This is a genomic window from Mycobacterium sp., from assembly GCF_035314905.1.
Taxonomy (GTDB): Bacteria; Actinomycetota; Actinomycetes; order Mycobacteriales; family Mycobacteriaceae; genus Mycobacterium.
Genome location: NZ_DATFYW010000011.1, coordinates 23,186 through 41,264, shown reverse-complemented (window position 1 = coordinate 41,264; position 18,079 = coordinate 23,186). Strand labels below are relative to the sequence as shown.

The 18,079-nt window shown below is 71.0% G+C and carries 16 protein-coding genes and 1 pseudogene; 11 read left to right on the top strand and 6 right to left on the bottom strand.

The window, feature by feature from the left end; genetic code table 11:
• On the top strand, window positions 1-2,012 hold a 2,012-nt coding region (locus tag VKG81_RS00985; RefSeq protein WP_324388956.1), incomplete at its 5' end, for a bifunctional FO biosynthesis protein CofGH.
• Between the two features lie 81 nt (window positions 2,013-2,093).
• Here VKG81_RS00985 and VKG81_RS21430 read toward each other — a convergent pair.
• Together VKG81_RS21430 and VKG81_RS00980 are read right to left on the bottom strand one after the other, a co-directional pair.
• A pseudogene (locus tag VKG81_RS21430) lies at window positions 2,094-2,180 on the bottom strand (hypothetical protein); the annotation flags it as partial.
• Window positions 2,177-2,710: a PadR family transcriptional regulator gene (locus tag VKG81_RS00980; protein WP_324388955.1), complete on the bottom strand. Its 534-nt coding sequence runs from the start codon at window positions 2,708-2,710 to the stop codon at window positions 2,177-2,179. The gene VKG81_RS00980 and the pseudogene VKG81_RS21430, both read right to left, overlap by 4 nt.
• A 251-nt stretch (window positions 2,711-2,961) precedes the next feature.
• On the opposite strand from VKG81_RS00980, the gene fdxA reads away from it, so the two are divergent.
• Both fdxA and dapC read left to right on the top strand, forming a co-directional pair.
• Window positions 2,962-3,288, top strand: a complete 327-nt coding sequence (gene fdxA, locus VKG81_RS00975; protein ID WP_324388954.1) for a ferredoxin — start codon at window positions 2,962-2,964, stop codon at window positions 3,286-3,288.
• Between the two features lie 70 nt (window positions 3,289-3,358).
• Window positions 3,359-4,450, top strand: a complete 1,092-nt coding sequence (dapC, locus tag VKG81_RS00970) for a succinyldiaminopimelate transaminase (protein ID WP_324388960.1) — start codon at window positions 3,359-3,361, stop codon at window positions 4,448-4,450.
• Here dapC and VKG81_RS00965 read toward each other — a convergent pair.
• Complete coding sequence (locus VKG81_RS00965; RefSeq protein ID WP_324388953.1) at window positions 4,383-6,029, bottom strand: PucR family transcriptional regulator; 1,647 nt, start codon at window positions 6,027-6,029, stop codon at window positions 4,383-4,385. The two genes, dapC and VKG81_RS00965, sit on opposite strands and share 68 nt — an antisense overlap.
• Window positions 6,030-6,112: 83 nt before the next feature.
• Between VKG81_RS00965 and pruA the strand changes: the two genes are divergently transcribed.
• The 4 genes from pruA (at window position 6,113) to VKG81_RS00945 (ending at window position 11,021) form a co-directional block, all read left to right on the top strand.
• Window positions 6,113-7,744 carry an L-glutamate gamma-semialdehyde dehydrogenase gene (gene pruA / locus VKG81_RS00960; RefSeq protein ID WP_324388952.1) on the top strand — a complete coding sequence of 544 codons (1,632 nt, stop codon included), beginning with the start codon at window positions 6,113-6,115 and terminating at the stop codon, window positions 7,742-7,744.
• Window positions 7,744-8,712: a proline dehydrogenase family protein gene (locus VKG81_RS00955; protein ID WP_324388951.1), complete on the top strand. Its 969-nt coding sequence runs from the start codon at window positions 7,744-7,746 to the stop codon at window positions 8,710-8,712. The genes pruA and VKG81_RS00955 overlap by 1 nt, the downstream gene beginning before the upstream one ends.
• Window positions 8,713-8,833: 121 nt before the next feature.
• The gene (locus VKG81_RS00950) at window positions 8,834-10,024 is read left to right on the top strand and encodes an MFS transporter (protein ID WP_324388950.1); all 1,191 of its coding nucleotides are present in this window, start codon (window positions 8,834-8,836) and stop codon (window positions 10,022-10,024) included.
• 1 nt (window position 10,025) lies between these two features.
• Window positions 10,026-11,021: an ABC transporter substrate-binding protein gene (locus VKG81_RS00945; RefSeq protein ID WP_324388949.1), complete on the top strand. Its 996-nt coding sequence runs from the start codon at window positions 10,026-10,028 to the stop codon at window positions 11,019-11,021.
• Here VKG81_RS00945 and VKG81_RS00940 read toward each other — a convergent pair.
• Window positions 11,015-11,542, bottom strand: coding sequence for an NUDIX hydrolase (locus VKG81_RS00940; protein ID WP_324388948.1), 528 nt, complete (start codon window positions 11,540-11,542; stop codon window positions 11,015-11,017). The two genes, VKG81_RS00945 and VKG81_RS00940, sit on opposite strands and share 7 nt — an antisense overlap.
• A 46-nt stretch (window positions 11,543-11,588) precedes the next feature.
• On the opposite strand from VKG81_RS00940, the gene VKG81_RS00935 reads away from it, so the two are divergent.
• Both VKG81_RS00935 and VKG81_RS00930 read left to right on the top strand, forming a co-directional pair.
• A complete protein-coding gene (locus tag VKG81_RS00935) occupies window positions 11,589-12,983 on the top strand; it encodes an acyl-CoA synthetase (RefSeq protein WP_324388947.1) in 1,395 nt (464 codons plus the stop codon).
• The gene (locus VKG81_RS00930) at window positions 12,974-13,321 is read left to right on the top strand and encodes a VOC family protein (RefSeq protein ID WP_324388946.1); all 348 of its coding nucleotides are present in this window, start codon (window positions 12,974-12,976) and stop codon (window positions 13,319-13,321) included. Before VKG81_RS00935 ends, VKG81_RS00930 begins: the two co-directional genes overlap by 10 nt.
• Window positions 13,322-13,348: 27 nt before the next feature.
• Here VKG81_RS00930 and dapD read toward each other — a convergent pair whose 3' ends face one another.
• A complete protein-coding gene (gene dapD, locus VKG81_RS00925; protein WP_324388945.1) occupies window positions 13,349-14,329 on the bottom strand; it encodes a 2,3,4,5-tetrahydropyridine-2,6-dicarboxylate N-succinyltransferase in 981 nt (326 codons plus the stop codon).
• On the opposite strand from dapD, the gene dapE reads away from it, so the two are divergent.
• Window positions 14,328-15,398 (top strand): succinyl-diaminopimelate desuccinylase, encoded by a 1,071-nt coding sequence (dapE, locus tag VKG81_RS00920; protein ID WP_324388944.1) that lies wholly within the window; start codon window positions 14,328-14,330, stop codon window positions 15,396-15,398. The genes dapD and dapE overlap by 2 nt on opposite strands.
• Here dapE and VKG81_RS00915 read toward each other — a convergent pair.
• Window positions 15,377-17,482, bottom strand: a complete 2,106-nt coding sequence (locus VKG81_RS00915) for an AAA family ATPase (protein ID WP_324388943.1) — start codon at window positions 17,480-17,482, stop codon at window positions 15,377-15,379. The genes dapE and VKG81_RS00915 overlap by 22 nt on opposite strands.
• A gap of 32 nt (window positions 17,483-17,514) precedes the next feature.
• Between VKG81_RS00915 and VKG81_RS00910 the strand changes: the two genes are divergently transcribed.
• Complete coding sequence (locus VKG81_RS00910) at window positions 17,515-18,072, top strand: TIGR00730 family Rossman fold protein (protein ID WP_324388942.1); 558 nt, start codon at window positions 17,515-17,517, stop codon at window positions 18,070-18,072.
• Window positions 18,073-18,079 lie beyond the last annotated feature (7 nt).

The window sequence follows — 18,079 nt, the reverse complement described above, 5'->3', positions numbered from 1 at the left end:
TGCCGCACCTGAACCCGGGCGTGATGAGCTGGTCGGAGATGTCGCGGCTCAAGCCCGTCGCCCCGTCGATGGGCATGATGCTGGAGACGACGTCGCGGCGGCTGTTCGAGAACAAGGGCATGGCCCACTACGGCAGCCCCGACAAGGATCCTGCGGTGCGGCTGCGCACGCTGACCGACGCCGGCCGGCTGTCGATCCCGTTCACGACGGGCCTGCTGGTGGGTATCGGCGAGACGCTTTTCGAGCGCGCCGAGACCCTGCATGCGATTCGGCGGGTGCACAAGGAGTTCGGGCACGTTCAGGAAGTGATCGTGCAGAACTTCCGGGCCAAGGATCACACCGCGATGCGTGCGGTGCCCGACGCGGACATCGATGACTTCGTCGCGACGATCGCGGTCGCCCGGCTCGTGCTCGGGCCGAAGATGCGCATCCAGGCACCGCCGAATCTGGTCTCACGGCGGGAATGCCTGGCGCTGATCGGTGCCGGTGTCGACGACTGGGGTGGTGTCTCGCCGCTGACCCCCGACCACGTCAACCCCGAACGTCCGTGGCCCGGGCTCGACGAACTTGCCGACGTTACCGGCCAAGCCGGCTACGACCTGGTGCAGCGGCTGACGGCCCAGCCGCCCTATGTGCTCGGCGGCGCGGCGTGGATCGACCCTCGCGTGCGCGGCCACGTCGCCGCGTTGGCCGATCCGCTCACCGGTCTGGCTCGTGACGTCAACCCCGTGGGACGGCCGTGGCAGGAGCCCGATGCGGCGTACGAGTCGAGTGGCCGTGTGGACCTGAACTCGGCGATCGACACGCACGGCCGGCGCAGCGCCACCCGCAGCGATCTGGGCAGCGCGTTCGGTGACTGGGAGTCGGTGCGCGAGAAGGTGGGGGAGCTGGCGGCCCGCGTGCCCGAACGCGTCGACGCCGATGTGGCCGCCGCGCTGCGCTCGGCCGAGCGGGATCCCGCAGGCTGTACCGACCAGGAGTATCTCGCCCTCGCCACCGCTGATGGCCCGGCATTGGATGCCGTTGCGGCACTGGCCGATTCGATACGCCGCGACACGGTGGGCGACGACGTCACCTACGTCGTCAACCGCAACATCAACTTCACCAACATCTGTTACACCGGGTGCCGGTTCTGCGCGTTCGCGCAACGCAAGGGCGACGCCGACGCCTACACGCTGTCCTATGAGGAAGTCGGCGACCGCGCGTGGCAGGCCCACGTCGACGGCGCCACCGAGGTGTGCATGCAGGGTGGCATCGACCCCGAACTGCCGGTGACCGGTTACGCCGATCTCGTGCGGGCGGTCAAACACCGGGTGCCGTCCATGCACGTGCACGCGTTCTCTCCGATGGAGATCGTCAACGGTGCGGCGAAAAGCGGTGAGAGCATTCGGGATTGGCTGACCGGACTGCGGCAGGCGGGGCTGGATACCATTCCCGGCACGGCCGCCGAGATCCTCGACGACGAAATCCGCTGGGTGCTGACCAAGGGCAAGCTGCCGACCTCGGCGTGGATCGAGGTTGTCACCACGGCGCACCAGGTCGGCCTCCGGTCGTCCTCGACGATGATGTACGGCCACGTCGACCAGCCCAAGCACTGGATCGCGCACCTGCGGATCCTGGCCGGGATTCAGGCCCAGACGGGCGGCTTCACCGAGTTCGTCCCCCTGCCGTTCGTGCATCAGAGCAGCCCGCTGTATCTGGCCGGGGCCGCCCGGCCCGGGCCGAGCCACCGCGACAACCGTGCCGTGCACGCGCTGGCCCGGATCATGTTGCACGGCAGGATCTCCAACATCCAGACGAGCTGGGTCAAGCTCGGCGTCGAGCGCACGCAGATCATGCTCAACGGCGGCGCCAACGACCTCGGCGGCACGCTGATGGAGGAAACCATCTCGCGGATGGCCGGCTCGGAGCACGGATCGGCCAAGACCGTGGCCGAACTGGTCGAGATCGCGGCCGGCATCGGCCGGCCCGCGCGTCAGCGCACGACGACGTACCTGCCTCTGGCGGCTTGACTTCCGGCCAGTTCAGCGCCCTGCTTGAACGCCCGCTTGGCGCCCAGCTCGGCCGCCGGCGCCGCGCCACCGATGATGTGCGGTGTGCATCGAACCCATCACGACACGGTTGCGCAGCGTCGTGAACCCAAGATCCAACGGCGACAACAGGTTGGGATATGCAGTCACAGGGCCGCCCCCACTTCGTCGAGCCAGTCGAGTGCGTTCTCCTCGGCGCGAATACCGCCGCGCAGTACCAGGTACTGGTGCAACGACGATCCGCTGAGACAGCCGCGATCGGGGAACTGGCGTTTCTCCAGCGCACGGTAGATGTCCAGCCTCCCGGCACGCTGCGCACGCAGCGCGGCGACCTGCCGACGCACCGCGCCGACGTCGCCGTACTCGGCACCACGGATCTTCACCGCCAGGTCACGCAGCACCGAGTTCGCAGTCCCGGCAACCGGTTCGGCGATCCACCGGGCCAGCTCCGCGTGTCCGGCCGGCGACACGTTGTAGACCTTCTTGTCGGGCCTGCCCTGCTGTGCGACCGGCGTCACGGTGACCCAGCCATTGCCCTCCATTACCCGCAGCGTCCGGTAGATCTGCTGATGGGTCGCGCTCCAGAAGTACCCGGTCGAACGGTCGAACCGCCGCGCCAGCTCGTAGCCCGAGCAGCACTGTTCGGACAGCGACACCAGGATCGCGTGCGGCAGCGCCACGGCGGCAGCGTAACCACCGCGGACGCCTATATGCAACATGTTGCACTGCAGCTGTGTGCATACCGAGTGCGCAAGGGGTTGATCGCGCGGTATATGCAACGGCTAGTATCAGCTACTACCACCAGGCAAGTTAGGGCACACTGGCGAGCAAGAGCCGGCTGCGAGATCGGATACTGTCGGCAACTTCTCAGAGCCACAACGCAACAGCAGCCATCCCAGCGGGAGATCGAGGAGACCTTGAGGAGAACCCTGTGACGTACACGATCGCCGAACCCTGCGTCGACGTGAAGGACAAGGCATGCATCGAGGAATGCCCCGTCGACTGCATCTATGAGGGTGAACGCATGCTGTACATCCACCCCGACGAGTGCGTCGACTGCGGCGCCTGTGAGCCGGTCTGCCCGGTCGAGGCCATCTACTACGAGGACGACGTGCCGGAGCAATGGAGCCAATACACGCAGATCAACGCCGACTTCTTCGAGGAACTGGGCTCGCCGGGCGGGGCCTCGAAGGTCGGAATGACCTCGAACGATCCGCCCGCCGTCAAGAACCTGCCGCCCCAGGGTGAAACCGCCTGAGCCGGCGCACGGCGTAGCCCCGACCCGTCGGCCGGGGGCGCCTCCCGCGCGCGGGGGAGTCTCGGCGGCGCTGCCGGTCTTCCCGTGGGACACGCTGGCCGGGCCGGCGGCGGTCGCGCGCGCCCATCCCGACGGCATCGTCGACCTGTCAGTCGGCACCCCGGTCGATCCGGTCGCGCCGGTGATCCGCGAAGCGCTGGCGGCGGCCGGCGGAGCGCCCGGGTACCCGACCACCGCGGGAACCCCGGCGCTTCGCGAGGCCGCGGTGGCCGCGCTGGCCCGCCGCTACGGCGTGCGGGGTGTTTCGGCCGACGCCGTGTTGCCGGTGATCGGCACGAAGGAGCTCATCGCGTGGTTGCCGACGCTGCTCGGGCTCGGTCGCGGCGATGCGGTGGTGGTGCCCGAGCTGGCGTACCCGACCTACGAGGTAGGCGCGCGGCTGGCCGGCGCGCAGGTCTTACTCGCGGACTCAACCACGCAGCTCGGGCCGCAGCGGCCCGCGCTGATCTACCTGAACTCGCCGAGCAACCCGACGGGGCGGGTGCTGGGCGCCGACCACCTGCGTAAGGTCGTCGGCTGGGCGCGCGAGCGCGGTGCGCTGGTGGCCTCCGACGAGTGCTACCTCGGCCTCGGCTGGGACGTCGCGCCGGTGTCGCTGCTCGACCCGGCGGTCTGCGACGGCGACCACACCGGCCTGCTGGCCATTCACTCGCTGTCGAAGAGCTCGTCCATGGCGGGCTACCGCGCCGGCTTCGTCGCCGGTGACCCCGATGTCGTCGCCGAGCTGCTCGCGGTGCGCAGGCACGCGGGCATGATGGTGCCGACCCCGGTGCAGTCGGCGATGGTGGCAGCCCTCAGCGACGATTCCCACGAGCGCGAGCAGCGCGACCGGTACCTCCGGCGCCGCGACACCCTGCTGCCCGCGGTGCGAAAGGCCGGTCTGACCGTGGATCATTCCGAGGCCGGGCTTTACCTGTGGGCCACCCGCGACGAACCGTGCCGTGACACGGTCGTGTGGTTCGCGCAGCGCGGCATCCTCGTCGCTCCCGGCGAGTTCTACGGCCCGCGGGGCGCTCGTCACGTGCGGATCGCGCTCACCGCGACCGACGAGCGGATCGCCGCCGCGGTGTCGCGGCTGACGGTGCAGCCCGCGCCGCGGTGAGCGACATCGCCCGCACGCCCAGGGCGAGCACAAGCCGGTCATCGGGGTCGGCCAGGGAGTTGCCGAGAAGCTTCTCGATCCGCCGCACCCGGTAACGGACGGTGTTGGGGTGGACGTGCAGCCAGTGCCCCGCCGCGGCGATGTCGCCGAAGCAGTCGAGATAGGCGTGCAGGGTGGGCACGAGCGAGCCGTCGTGGCCGGCGTCGTAGTCGCGCAACGCGAGCACGCGCGGGTCGACCAGACCGTCCTGGCCGGCCACGAGCGCGACGATCTCGTCGAGCAGCACGGTGGTGCGGGCTTCGTCCAGCGACGTGACCTGCGCGATGGCGCCGGGGTGGCGGTCGGCGCTGTCGAACACCCGGTCCACCTCGGCGCGGGTGTCTGCCACGGCGGCGAGCCCGGCGACCTGCGCGGCGATCACGGCCTGCAACGCCAGCCCCAGCTCGCGGTGCAGGGACGCGACGGTGCCGCGGACCCACGAGGCCACCGACGACGCGGCACCGATCTGGGGAAACAGCACGTACGCGCGGTCGCCTCGGCAGGTCACTTGGGCATCGGGTCGAAAAGCGCTGGCGCTCAACGCGATGACGTCTGCCGGAACGGCACCGTCGGTGCATCGCAGGCCGACCAGCGCGACACGTCCGTCGGCGACGATCCCGAGTTCGCGGGCGCTCGCGGCGACGTCGGCCCCTTCACCACCGTAACCGAGCAGTTCCTGGACCCTCAGCGCGTGCGTCGACGGAGTCGCGGCCAGCCGGGACATGATGCGGGCGGCCAGCACCGCCGCGCCCCGCAGCACGTCTTCAACGTCGCCGGCCAGCGGGCGCGAGCCCTGCTGCAGCCAGATCGTGCCGATGAACGTTCCACCCCGCGGCTCGTCCTCGCGATGGATCCCGACCGCCAGCCGCGGCCGCAGCGCCAACTCGGGCCGCTCGGCGACCCGCACCACGTCCGTGCCGGCCCGCAGCGCGTCGAAGATTCCCCGCTTGCCGATCCACTCCAGATGCTCGGGCGGGCCCGCCCGGCCCAGGATCGACAGCCTGCGCAGTTCGTCGGCCTCGTCGTTGGACGCCGAGTACGCCAGCACGTGCGACTGCGCGTCCTCGATGCTGATCATCCCGTGGGTGCGCTCGGCGATCGACTGGGCGAGGCCGAAAAGATCTGTACCCGAGTCGAATTGGGGGTCGGTGCGGTCGCCGTGGTGGTCGAAGACGTGGTTGACCAGCCGGTAGAGCCTCTCCCAGCGTGCGCGCGGCTCGACGGCCACCACGGCGGCGCCCGCGGACACCGCCCGCTCGATCACGGCCGCCGCCGGCTCCTTGACGAAGATCGCGGCCGGCACCCGGGCGGCGACCTGGCGGTCGATCCAGCGCACGGCGTCGTCGTCGGCCACGCCGAGAAGGAAGAACACGTCCGCGCTGCCGGCGCCGACCGCCAGGCCCAGCCGCACGTCGTCGGCGTCGATCAAGGCCACCGAGGCCACCGCCATGTCGAGGCCGCGCGGCGCCTCGACCAGCGTCACCATCGTGCGGTCCAGCGCCAAGAGCAGCTGGCCCAGGCCGATGCGGGCCGTCTCCATGTTGTCAGATTCTACTGCTGACCGACCAACACCTTGTCTGATCCGCCAACAGTTCGGGGAGGCTTGTCGGCAATCCTTGACCCATGGACGCGATCACCGATGTACCGGCGCCGGCAAATGAGCCGGTCCATGACCACCCACCGGGCAGCCCGGAACGCATGCGCCTCGTCGCCGCACTGGACTCGCTGGCCGCCGAGCCCGTCGACCTTCCCCACGTGATCGGCGGCCAGCACCGAATGGGTGCCGGCGAACGCATCGATGTCGTTCAGCCGCATCGTCATTCGGCACGGCTGGGCACGCTGAGCAACGCGACGCGCGCCGACGCGATCGCCGCGATGGAGGCCGCGCTGGCCGCCGGCGCCGAGTGGGCGGCGACGCCGTTCGACGAACGCGCCGCCGTGTTCCTGCGGGCCGCCGACCTGCTGTCCGGCCCATGGCGGGAAAAGCTCGCCGCGGCGACCATGCTCGGTCAGTCCAAGACCGCCCACCAGGCCGAGATCGACGCACCGTGTGAGCTCGTGGACTTCTGGCGCTTCAACGTCGCGTTCGCGCGCCAGATCCTGGCGCAGCAGCCGATCAGCACCCGCGGGGTGTGGAACCGCACCGACTACCGGCCGCTGGAGGGCTTCGTCTACGCGATCACGCCGTTCAACTTTACGGCTATCGCCGGTAACCTGCCCACCGCGCCGGCGCTGATGGGCAACACCGTCGTGTGGAAGCCGTCGCCGACCCAGACCCGGTCCGCGTACCTCACCATGCAGCTGCTGGAGGCGGCCGGGCTGCCGCCCGGGGTGATCAATCTCCTCGCCGGGGATGGGTCCGCGGTGTCCGACGTGCTGCTGCGCGACCCGCGGCTGGCCGGCATCCACTTCACCGGGTCGACGACGACGTTCCAGCATCTGTGGCGGGAGGTGGGCGCCAACATCGAGCGTTATGCGACCTACCCCAGGCTGGTCGGGGAAACGGGCGGTAAGGATTTCGTGCTCGCGCACCCCTCGGCGCGGCCGGATGTGCTGCGGACGGCGTTGATCCGCGGGGCGTTCGACTATCAGGGCCAGAAATGCTCGGCGGCCTCGCGTGCGTTCATTGCGCGGTCGGTCTGGCAGAAGATGGGCGTCGGCTTCCTCGACGCCATCGCGGCGCTGCGGTACGGCGACGTCACCGACCTCTCGAACTTCGGCGGCGCGCTGATCGACAAGCGGGCGTTCGACAAGAACGTCGCCGCTATCGAGCGCGCGAAGGGTGCGGCCGGCATGACCATCGCCGTCGGAGGCGAATACGACGACAGCGAAGGCTATTTCGTGCGGCCGACCGTGATGCTGTCCGACGACCCGCGCGACGAAGCCTTCTCCACGGAGTACTTCGGCCCCATCCTGGCGGTGTACGTCTACCCGGACGAGGACTGGGAACCCATCCTCGACGTGGTCGACAGCGGAGCGCCCTACGCGCTCACCGGCTCCGTGATCGCCGACGAGCGTGCGGCGGTGCTGCAGGCCTCTGAGCGGCTGCGCTTCGCGGCCGGCAACTTCTATGTCAACGACAAGCCGACCGGGGCGGTCGTCGGCCAGCAGCCGTTCGGCGGGTCGAGGGCGTCGGGCACCAACGACAAGGCGGGCTCGGCGCTGAACCTGCTGCGCTGGACGTCGGCCCGCTCGATCAAGGAGTCGTTCGTCCCGCCCACCGATCACAACTACCCGCACATGGAGGCCGGGTGATGGGGCAGCTTTTCAGCCGGGTGGCGCGTCCGGCGATTCTGGCGGCCGGCCGGTCCGGCGGTTTGCGCCGTAGCGCTGAACGCCTGCCCGCCACCCGTCGGGTGGTGCGCCGGTTCGTGCCGGGGGAGACCGTCGGCGATGCGCTGAACAGCGTTGCGGGGCTGCGTGATTCGGGGCGAATGGTGTCGATCGACTACCTCGGCGAGGACGTCACCGACGTGGACGCCGCGAACGCGACGGTGGACGCGTACCTGGGCCTGCTGGACGCGTTGGGCCGTCGCCGCGACGCGTCGCGTCTGGGGGTGCGTCCGCTGGAGGTGTCGTTGAAGCTGTCGGCACTGGGCCAGGCCCTTCCGCGCGACGGGGAGAAGATCGCCCGGGACAACGCGCACGCGATCTGCGCGGCCGCGCAGCGGGCCGGGGTGTGGGTCACGGTGGACGCGGAAGACCACACCACGACCGACTCGACGCTGGGCATCGTGCGTGAGCTGCGCGCCGACTTCGACTGGCTGGGCACGGTGCTGCAGGCATACCTGCGGCGCACGTACGGCGACTGCGCGCAGTTCGCCGCGTCCGGCGCGCGAATCCGGCTGTGCAAGGGGGCCTACGACGAACCCGCGTCGGTGGCCTACCGCGACCGCGACGACGTCACCGACAGCTACCTGCGCTGCCTGACGGTGCTCATGGCAGGCAACGGCTACCCCATGGTGGCGTCGCACGACCCCGTGGTCATCGCCGCGGCGGGCGACCTGGCGCGCGAAACATCGCGCCTGGGAACCGGGTTCGAGTACCAGATGCTGTACGGCATCCGCGACCCGGAGCAGCGTCGCCTGGCCGGCGCGGGCAATGCGGTGCGCGTTTACGTGCCGTTCGGCACGCACTGGTACGGCTACTTCGTGCGGCGGTTGGCAGAGCGGCCGGCCAACCTCACGTTCCTCCTGCGGGCACTGGCAGAACGGGGTCGCTGAGAGTAACGCAACGACCCGCCGGCAAGCATTGCGTACCCCGGTTGGCAGGAATTTCTCAGCCGGGGTGGTGCACTGCAACGATGGGCGGTGTGCGTTCCGACTGGCGCGCCGGGGCTGACCGGTGACCGCGCGTAACCGGCGCACGTGGCTCACCCGCAACGTACGGGTGCTGTCGCTGGTGTCGCTGCTGCAGGACGCGGCCAGCGAGTTGTTGTATCCGCTGCTGCCGATCTACCTGACCAGCGTCCTGGGCGCGCCACCCGCGGTCGTCGGCGCGGTGGAAGGCGCCGCGGAGGGCGCCGCCGCACTGACCAAAGTCGCGTCCGGCCCGTTGGGCGACCGGTTCGCCCGCCGCCCGCTCATCGCGACCGGATACGGGATGGCGGCCTTGGGCAAGCTGATCGTCGCCGCGGCCGGCGCGTGGCCGGGCGTTCTGGTCGGACGCGTCGTGGACCGGCTCGGAAAGGGCCTTCGCGGCGCGCCGCGGGACGCGCTGCTCGTCGACGGCATCGGGCCGGCCGAGCGCGGGCGGGTTTTCGGGTTCCACCGCACGATGGATACGCTCGGCGCCGTCATCGGCCCGCTGTTGGGCCTGGCCGGGTACGAGTTGTTCGACCACCGGATCGGTACCGTGCTGTATCTGGCCGTGATCCCGGCTGTGCTGAGCGTGCTGCTGATCGCGTGGGTCCGTGAGCGGCCACGGGAGATGTCGCCCGCGGGCCGGCCGTCGATGTGGGCCGGGGTGCGGCGGCTGCCCGGGCGGTACTGGCGCGTGGTCGCGTTCCTGGTCGCGTTCAGCGCCGCGAACTTCCCCGACGCGCTGCTTTTGTTGCGGCTCAAGGAGATCGGCTTCTCGGTCGTCGGGGTCATCTTGGCCTACGTCGGCTACAACGCGGTGTATGCGCTGGCGAGCTTCCCGGCCGGGGTGCTTGCCGACCGGTTCGGCCGTCCGCTCGTGTACGCGCTCGGGCTGGTGTTCTTCGCGGTCGGCTACCTCGGCCTCGGCATCACCACGGACACGGCGAGCGCGTGGGGGCTGATCGCGGTCTATGGCGTGTTCACCGCCTGCTATGACGGCGTCGGCAAGGCGTGGATCTCCGTGCTTGTCGGGGAAGAGCTGCAGTCCAGCGCCCAGGGCGTCTTCCAGGGATTGAGCGGCTTCGCGGTGCTGTTCGCCGGTCTGTGGGCCGGGCTGTCCTGGGGTACCGACGGCCGGCTGCCGCTGCTGCTCTCGGGCGCGGTCGGCGCTGTCTTCGCGGTCGCGCTGCTGGCGGCCGTGGCCTGGCACCGCGGCGGTGACGAAACGGACTGATGTGAAACGTCGAGCCGTCCTGCTCACCCAGCTCTCCGGGCCGCTGGCCAGATTCGGACGCCCCGGAGCGACCGCCCTCGGGTTCTGGGCCGATGGTTGCGGGCTGAGTCTCGAGGTCATCGACGCCCACCCCTCCGCCGCTTCCGCGATGTCGGCGGCGGAGGCCGCCCGGCCGGATGTGGTGTTCGGACCCTACGGTTCGGGGCCGGCGGTTGCGGCCGCCGCGGCTGGCGCGGGCACCATCTGGAATCACGGAGGTGCGACGGCGCGCCTGGCCAGGCCGAAATATCCACGCGTCGTCAACGTGCCTTCCCCCGCGCACGCCTATTTCGCGGCGGTGCTCGACAGCCTCGTCGCACGGGGCCTTCCTGCCGGATCGCGGATTGTGCTCCTGCGCGTGGATACCGGATTCGGCCGGGAGGTGGCGCAGGGGGCGGCGGTGGCGGCCCGTCGCCTCGGTCTCTCGCTGCTGTCGATCGCTTTTCGGCCGGGCCGCGTGCAGGCGGTGTGGGAGCACATCCCGACCGGCGACGTGTTGTTGTCGGCCGGGTCGTTCGAGGACGATGTCGCTGTCGCGCGGCTTGCAAGCAAACGCCGCTGGCGCGCGATCGGGCTTGTCGCCGCGGGGGTGGAGGAGCTGCGCGATGCCGTCGGCGGCCGGGTTGAGGGGCTGTACGGACCCTGCCAGTGGCTGGGCGACGGAGACCAACCCGCGGACGGGCCCGACGGCGAGTGGTTCGCCCGCCGTTACCGCGATGCGACCGGCAGGAACCCGCCCTACCCGGCCGCTGCCGCGTTCGCCGCCGGGGTCATCTGGCGGCGCTGCGCGGATGACGCCGGAACCGTTGACCCGGGGCCGGTCCTGGCGGCGTCACAACGACTCGACACCACGACCCTGTTCGGTCGGTTCCGGGTCGACCCGGCCACCGGAGTGCAAACCGGCCACCAGATCCGCGTCGTCAACTGGCAAGGCGGGCGGCGGGTTCCGGTTCACTGACTGAGCAGGAACAAAGCGAGCGCCGCGATCGATTGCGCGTCGGTGATCCCGCCGCCGCGGATCATCGCCTCCACCTGCTCGCGAGTGAACCAGGCGCTGCGCATGTCCTGCTCCTCGTGCTCCCGGTCCGGCTCGCCCTCGACGATGTCCGTGGCGAGGAACACCCATCCGCGCTGGCTGCTCATTCCCGGGGCGACGTCGAGCTGACCCAGCCGCACCAACGATCCGGCACGCAGGCCCGTTTCCTCGCGCAGTTCTCGTGCCGCGAGCGCCTCCGGTTCCAGGTGGATTCCCTCCGGCGCCGTGCCCTGCGGAAACTCCCAGCGGCGCAGGCCCAGCGGGTAGCGGAACTGCTCGACCAGCCGGAACCTGTCCCGGTCGTGCGGGATGACCAGCGCGTAGGCCGGCTTGTCCACCACGCTGTATATGCCGCGGCTGCCGTCGGGCCTGCGGATCTCGTCCTCGCGCAAGGTCATCCAGGGATTGCGATAGACCTCCCGGCTGGCGATGCGTTCGATCATCACAGGGCCGAGTATTCCCGCCCCCTCCCGAGGTAGCCTCGCTGGCGTGCTCTTGGCCTCGCTGAACCCCGCCGGCTCCGACCTCGCCGAGGCCGTCCGGATCGGCGGGGTGTCGCTGAGCCGCAGCGACCTCGTCGGCGCGGCGACGTCAGTGGCCGAGCGGGTGGGCGGTGCGCAGCGGGTGGCCGTGCTGGCCGGCCCGACCGCCGCGACGGTGCTGGCGATCACCGGCTGCCTGATCGCCGGTGTGCCCGTCGTCCCGGTGCCCGCCGACGTCGGGCGGGCCGAGCGCCACCACATCCTCACCGACTCCGGCGCTCAGGCGTGGCTCGGCGAGCCGCCCGACGACCCTGCGGGCCTGCCGCACGTCCCGGTCCGGCTGCACGCCCGCTCGTGGCACCGTTACCCGGAGCCGTCGCCCGACGCGACCGCGCTGGTGATGTACACCTCCGGCACGACCGGCCCGCCGAAGGGCGTGGTGCTGAGCCGGCGCGCCATCGCCGCCGACTTGGACGCGTTGGCCCGGGCGTGGCAGTGGACCGCCGACGACACGCTCGCGCACGGCCTGCCGCTGTTCCACGTGCATGGGCTGGTGCTCGGGCTGCTCGGCTCGCTGCGGATCGGGAACCGCTTCGTCCACACCGGCCGGCCGACACCGGCCGGGTATGCCGCGGCGCAGGGAACGCTGTACTTCGGCGTGCCGACGGTGTGGTCCCGCGTCGTCGCCGACCCCGACGCCGCCCGGGCGCTGCGGGCGGCGCGCCTGCTGGTATCAGGCAGCGCGCCGCTGCCGGTTCCCGTCTTCGATCACCTCGCAAAGCTCACCGGGCACCGGCCGGTCGAGCGCTACGGCAGTACGGAGTCGCTGATCACGCTGAGCACCCGCGCCGACGGGGAACGCCGCGCGGGCTCGGTCGGGCTGCCGCTGGCCGGTGTCACGACGCGCCTCGTCGACGAGGCCGGCGGCGAGGCGGCGCATGACGGGGAAACCGTTGCCCGCCTTGAGGTTCGGGGGCCGATGCTGTTCGACGAATATCTGGGCCGGCCCGACGCGACCGCGGCGGCGTTCAGCGACGAGGGCTGGTACCGCACCGGCGACGTCGCGGTGATCGGCGCCGACGGGATGCACCGGATCGTCGGCCGCGAGTCCACCGACCTGATCAAGTCGGGTGGCTACCGCGTCGGCGCCGGGGAGGTCGAGACCGCGCTCCTGGGCCATCCGGGCGTGTCGGAGGCCGCCGTCGTCGGCCTTCCCGACGACGACCTCGGCCAGCGCATCGTCGCGTTCGTGGTCGGCGATGCGTCACCGGAGGTGTTGATCGACTATGTGGCGGAACAGCTTTCGGTCCACAAGCGGCCTCGTGAGGTGCGGGTCGTCGACGCGCTGCCCCGGAACGCGATGGGCAAGGTACTCAAGAAGGAGCTGACCGGATGGGGTTGAGGTTCGACCAGATCTGCATCGATGCGGCCGACCCTACGGCGCTCGGCGCGTGGTGGTCGGAGGCGCTGGGCTGGCCGAAGGATGTCGATGACGACGGCGACGTCGTGCTGCACACGCCGGCCGGCGCGGGACCCGACTGGCTGTTCCTGCGCGTCGATGACAAGCGGATCGTCAAGAACCGCATCCACTTCGACTTCGTGCCCGGCGACCAGCACGCCGAGGTGGAGCGGTTGCTGCGGCTCGGCGCACGGCACGTCGACATTGGCCAGGGCGAACAGAGCTGGGTGGTGCTGGCCGACCCCGAAGGCAACGAGTTCTGCGTGCTGGCCGCCGGCTGAGGCCCGACTGTGGGTGACGCCAACTCGTCAGTTGGCGTGCAGCATGGCGTTGAGCGTGATGCCGGTGCCGTCGCGGGCGACCACCTCCACGCCGCCGGTCAGAGAGTTGCGGCGGAACAGCATGTTGTCTCCCCCGGAGAGCTCCCGCGCCTTGACCGTTGTGCCGTCCGGCATCTGGACCTTCGTGCCTGCGGTCAGGTAGAGCCCGGCCTCGATCACGCAGTCGTCGCCCAGCGAGATGCCCAGGCCCGAGTTGGCGCCCAGCAGGCAGCGCTTGCCGATCGAGATCACCTGCCTACCGCCGCCCGACAGCGTTCCCATCGTCGACGCGCCCCCGCCGACGTCCGAGCCGTCGCCGACAACCACGCCGGAGGAGATGCGGCCCTCGATCATCGACGTGCCCAGCGTGCCGGCGTTGAAGTTCACGAATCCCTCGTGCATCACGGTCGTGCCTGCCGCCAGATGCGCGCCGAGGCGCACCCGGTCCGCGTCGGCGATCCGCACGCCGGTCGGCATCACGTAGTCGACCATCCGCGGGAACTTGTCCACACCGTAGACCGTCACCGGCGCGCGCCGGCGAAGCCGCGCACGCACCGCCTCGAACCCCTCGACCTGGCACGGCCCGTGGTTGGTCCAGACGACGTTGGCCAGCACGCCGAACAACCCGTCGAGGTTGGCCCCGTGCGGCCGGATCAGCCGATGGGACAACAGGTGCAGCCGCAGGTACGCGTCGTAGGCGTCGGCCGGCTTGTCGTCCAGCGCTGCGATCACGGTCCGGACGAGCACCGTCTCGACATCCCGGTCCTCGTCGGGGGCCGCGAGCGCGGCGAGTTCCTCGGGCACCTCCGCGACGGACAGTCGCACGGTGCCCGCCGGTCCGTCGCCGCCGAGTTCCGGTTCGGGGAACCAGGTGTCGAGCACAGTCCCGTCGGCGGCGATGGTGGCGAGCCCGATGCCCGCTGCGGACGTCATGTGGCTACACGCTAGTGGACTAACGTTGACGGGCATGTTGGACCTGCACGGAGACCCGATCGAGCTGACCGCCGCGTTGGTCGACATCCGGAGTGAGTCTGGCCGCGAGCACATCATCGCCCAAGAGGTCGAGGCCGCGCTGCGCTGTCAGACCGACGGCTTCCAGATCGTCCGCAACGGCAACGCCGTGCTGGCCCGCACCGACTTCGCCCGGCCGTCGCGGGTGCTGCTGGCCGGGCACCTCGACACGGTGCCGGTCGCCAACAACCTGCCCAGCCGCCGCGACGGCGACGAACTGCGCGGCTGCGGCGCTGTGGACATGAAGTCCGGCCTCGCGGTGTTCATGCACCTGGCCGCCACCGTCGCCGAACCCGCCCACGACCTGACGCTCCTGTTCTACGACTGTGAGGAGATCGAGGCCGCCGCAAACGGCTTGGGCCGCATCGAGCGCGAGCTGCCCGATTGGCTGCAGGCCGACGTGGCGATACTGGGCGAGCCGTCGGGCGGCTACATCGAGGCCGGCTGCCAGGGCACCATCCGTGTGATCGTCAGCACCACGGGCACCCGCGCGCACTCGGCACGATCTTGGTTGGGCGACAACGCAATTCACAAACTCGGCGCTGTGCTTGACAGGCTTTCGGCCTACCGGGCGCGCATGGTCGACATCGACGGCTGCACCTACCGGGAGGGCTTGTCGGCGGTCGGCATCGACGGCGGCATCGCAGGCAACGTCATCCCCGACGCCGCATCGGTGACCGTGAACTTCCGATTCGCGCCCGACCTCAGCGTCGAGCAGGCGGTCAAGCATGTCCGTGAGGTGTTCGACGGCCTCGACGTCGGCGTCGAGTTGACCGACTCCGCCGAGGGAGCGCTGCCCGGCCTGACCCGGCCCGCGGCCGCCGCGCTCGTGCAGGCCGCCGGCGGACGGGTGCGGGCCAAGTACGGCTGGACGGACGTGTCGCGGTTCGCCGCGCGCGGCGTCCCGGCGGTCAACTACGGCCCCGGCGACCCGGGTCTGGCGCACCGCGCCGACGAGCGGGTGCCGGTCGGTCAGATCACCGCGGCCGTCGACATGCTGCGGGGTTACCTCACGCGCCCGGCCTGAGCGGCGGCGTCGGCGGCTGCGGGGTGCAGCCCGGCGGCGTGCAGCTTCGCGGCCACCTCGGCGAGCGCCCCGCTGTCATCGTCCGTGAGGGCGCGGGCGTGAGCCAGCGCCAAGCGGCCGGCCACGCAATCCACCTCACCGGCGAGTCGCTCCAACCGGTGCACGGCCCGGGTGTCGCCCAGCCGGACCGCGTCATGCAGCGCGCGAATAGCCACCGCCGACTGTCCGCCGCGTTCGGCGGCCTGCACGGCCTCGCGGGCCGCGTCGATCGCACCCTGGGTGTCGTCACGCGCGGCCCTGGTCCATGCCCTGGCCAGCGAGAGCTCCGGCGTGAACAACGCCGACTTCAACCCATGCCGCGACTCGGCATTGCTGAGCACCTTGGCCGCGCCGATCCGGTCGCGCTGCTGGCCCAGCGCCGTGGCCAGCAGCATCAGAGAAAGCGGCCCCCACGAGTATCCCGTCGGCGCGAGCGCGTCAGCTGCCCCGTGCAGCAGCGTCACCGCGGTGTCGAAGTCACCCTGCGCGATCGCCACGTGCGCGACCAGCACCTCGCCGATCGCTCGGCCCGGCTGCTGCAGCTCGGCGAAGTCGGTGTATTTCTGCGCCACCGAGCGCGCCTCGTCGAGCCGGCCGGCCATCACCAGCGCGGTCGTGCGGCCGAACCCGCTGGTGAACCGCAGCAGCCCGGGATGCTCGGCGGCCACCGCCCGCGCCGCCAGCGCGTCGACGTCGTCGAGCCGGCCGATCCGCGCCGAGCTCAGCGCGGCGGCCGATGCCGCCCAACCCACGGCCTGCTCGTCGGCGAACGGCGAGGCCAGCACCTCGTCGGCCAGCCGCAGCGCGCGATGCGGGGTGCCGGCGTTCATCGCGAACGTCGCGGCCAGCGCGTCGAGCGTGGCGCGAGCGTTCGGCGCGGCGACCCGGTTGCGGGTGGCCTGCAGAAACGCCGCCGCCTGCGTCGGCTCCCCGAGCATCCAGAACTGGTTGGCGGCCCGCGGCAGCGCCCAGGTCATCACTTCGGTTTCGGACAACTGCGCGGGGTCGACGGGCGCGAGCACCTCGTCGGCCTCGCGGCCCCGGCCCTGCCAGGCGAGCGCGGTCGCCAGCGCCAGCCGCGCGGGCAACCCGCCGGAACGGTCCAGCGCCGCGCCGGCGAGCCGCTCGCCCAGGTCCATGTCGCCGAGCCGCAGCGCCTCCAGCGCCGCCGCCGTGACCTCGGCGACCGGCTGGGGCGTGTTGCTGTCGAGCGCCAGGGCCGCCAGGCGCAGCCGTGCGATCACATCACCGGGCGGCCGCGCTGACAGCAGGTCGGCCACCGCGGTGCGCAGCCGGCGCGTGTCCGCTGCGGCCAGGTCCGTCCGCACGGTGTCGGTGTAGAGCGGATGGCCGGGGTGGACGACGGGGTCGCCGCCGGCCTGCTCCATCCGGACGGCACCCGCGGCGGCGGCGGCCGCGACCGCCTCCTCGCCGGTGAGCGCGACGAGGTCGCTCAGCGTCAGCGGATCCTGAACGGCCAGGTACCGCAGGACCCCCAGTGCCTGCTCCGGCAGCGCCGCGACGTAGTCGGTGACCGGCGTCTGCGGGTCCCCGTCGAGTTGCGTGACGTCGATCCTGGTCAGCACATCGTCGGTCCACAACGCCGAAATGGCTTCGGGCACCGGCTGTTCCGTGTCGACCGTGACGATCAACCGTGCCGCCCGGTTTACGGCGAGCTGATACACCAGCGTGGCGGAAAGCTTGTCCAGGTGATGGGCGTCGTCGACGACGAGCAGCAGCTCACCATCGCCGGGGCGCTGCAACGATGCGCGGGCGGCGCGCAACAGGTCCGTTGTCTTGCCGGCGTCGGCGACGTCGATCAGGTGGGCGAATGCGCCGAACGGCAGGACCCGCGCCGACGCCGTCCCCGCCACCCGCCGGATCTGAGTCGACGGGTTCTCGGCGGCGAAGCGGTCGGCGGCGGTGTCTGCCAGCACCGCCTTGCCGACCCCCACCGGTCCGAGCAGCACGGCACCGGCGCGCTCGTGGTCACCCAGCGCGGCGATGAGCCGTTGCAGTGACCGTTCGTCGGGCGCGGTGGGCACTCGCCGGATCATAGGGCGCTACGTTGGCGACTGTGTCCGGTACCCGACAGGAGTGGGCGGTGTGCGTGTATTGCGCGTCCGGCCCGGTTCATCCGGAGCTGCTCGTGCTGGCGGCCAGAGTGGGCGAGTCGATCGCCGACCGCGGCTGGACGCTGGTCTCCGGCGGCGGCAACGTGTCGGCGATGGGCGCACTGGCCACCGGCGCCCGCGCGCACAACGGGCACACCGTCGGCGTGATCCCCAAGGCACTGGTTCACCGGGAGATGGCCGATGTCGATGCGGGCGAGCTGATCGTCACCGACACGATGCGCGAGCGCAAACAGGTGATGGAGGAGCGCTCCGACGCGTTTCTGGCGCTGCCCGGCGGCATCGGAACGCTCGAGGAGCTGTTCGAAGCCTGGACGGCCGGCTACCTCGGCATGCATGACAAGCCGGTGGTGATGCTCGACCCGCACGGCCACTACGACGGTTTGCTGGAGTGGCTCGTGGGCCTGGTCGACAGTGGCTACGTGCACCCGCTGGCGCTGGCACGCCTCGTCGTCACGCGCCGCCTGGTCGATGCGATTGACGCTTGTGCCCCCGGCGAGTAGCTCCGGT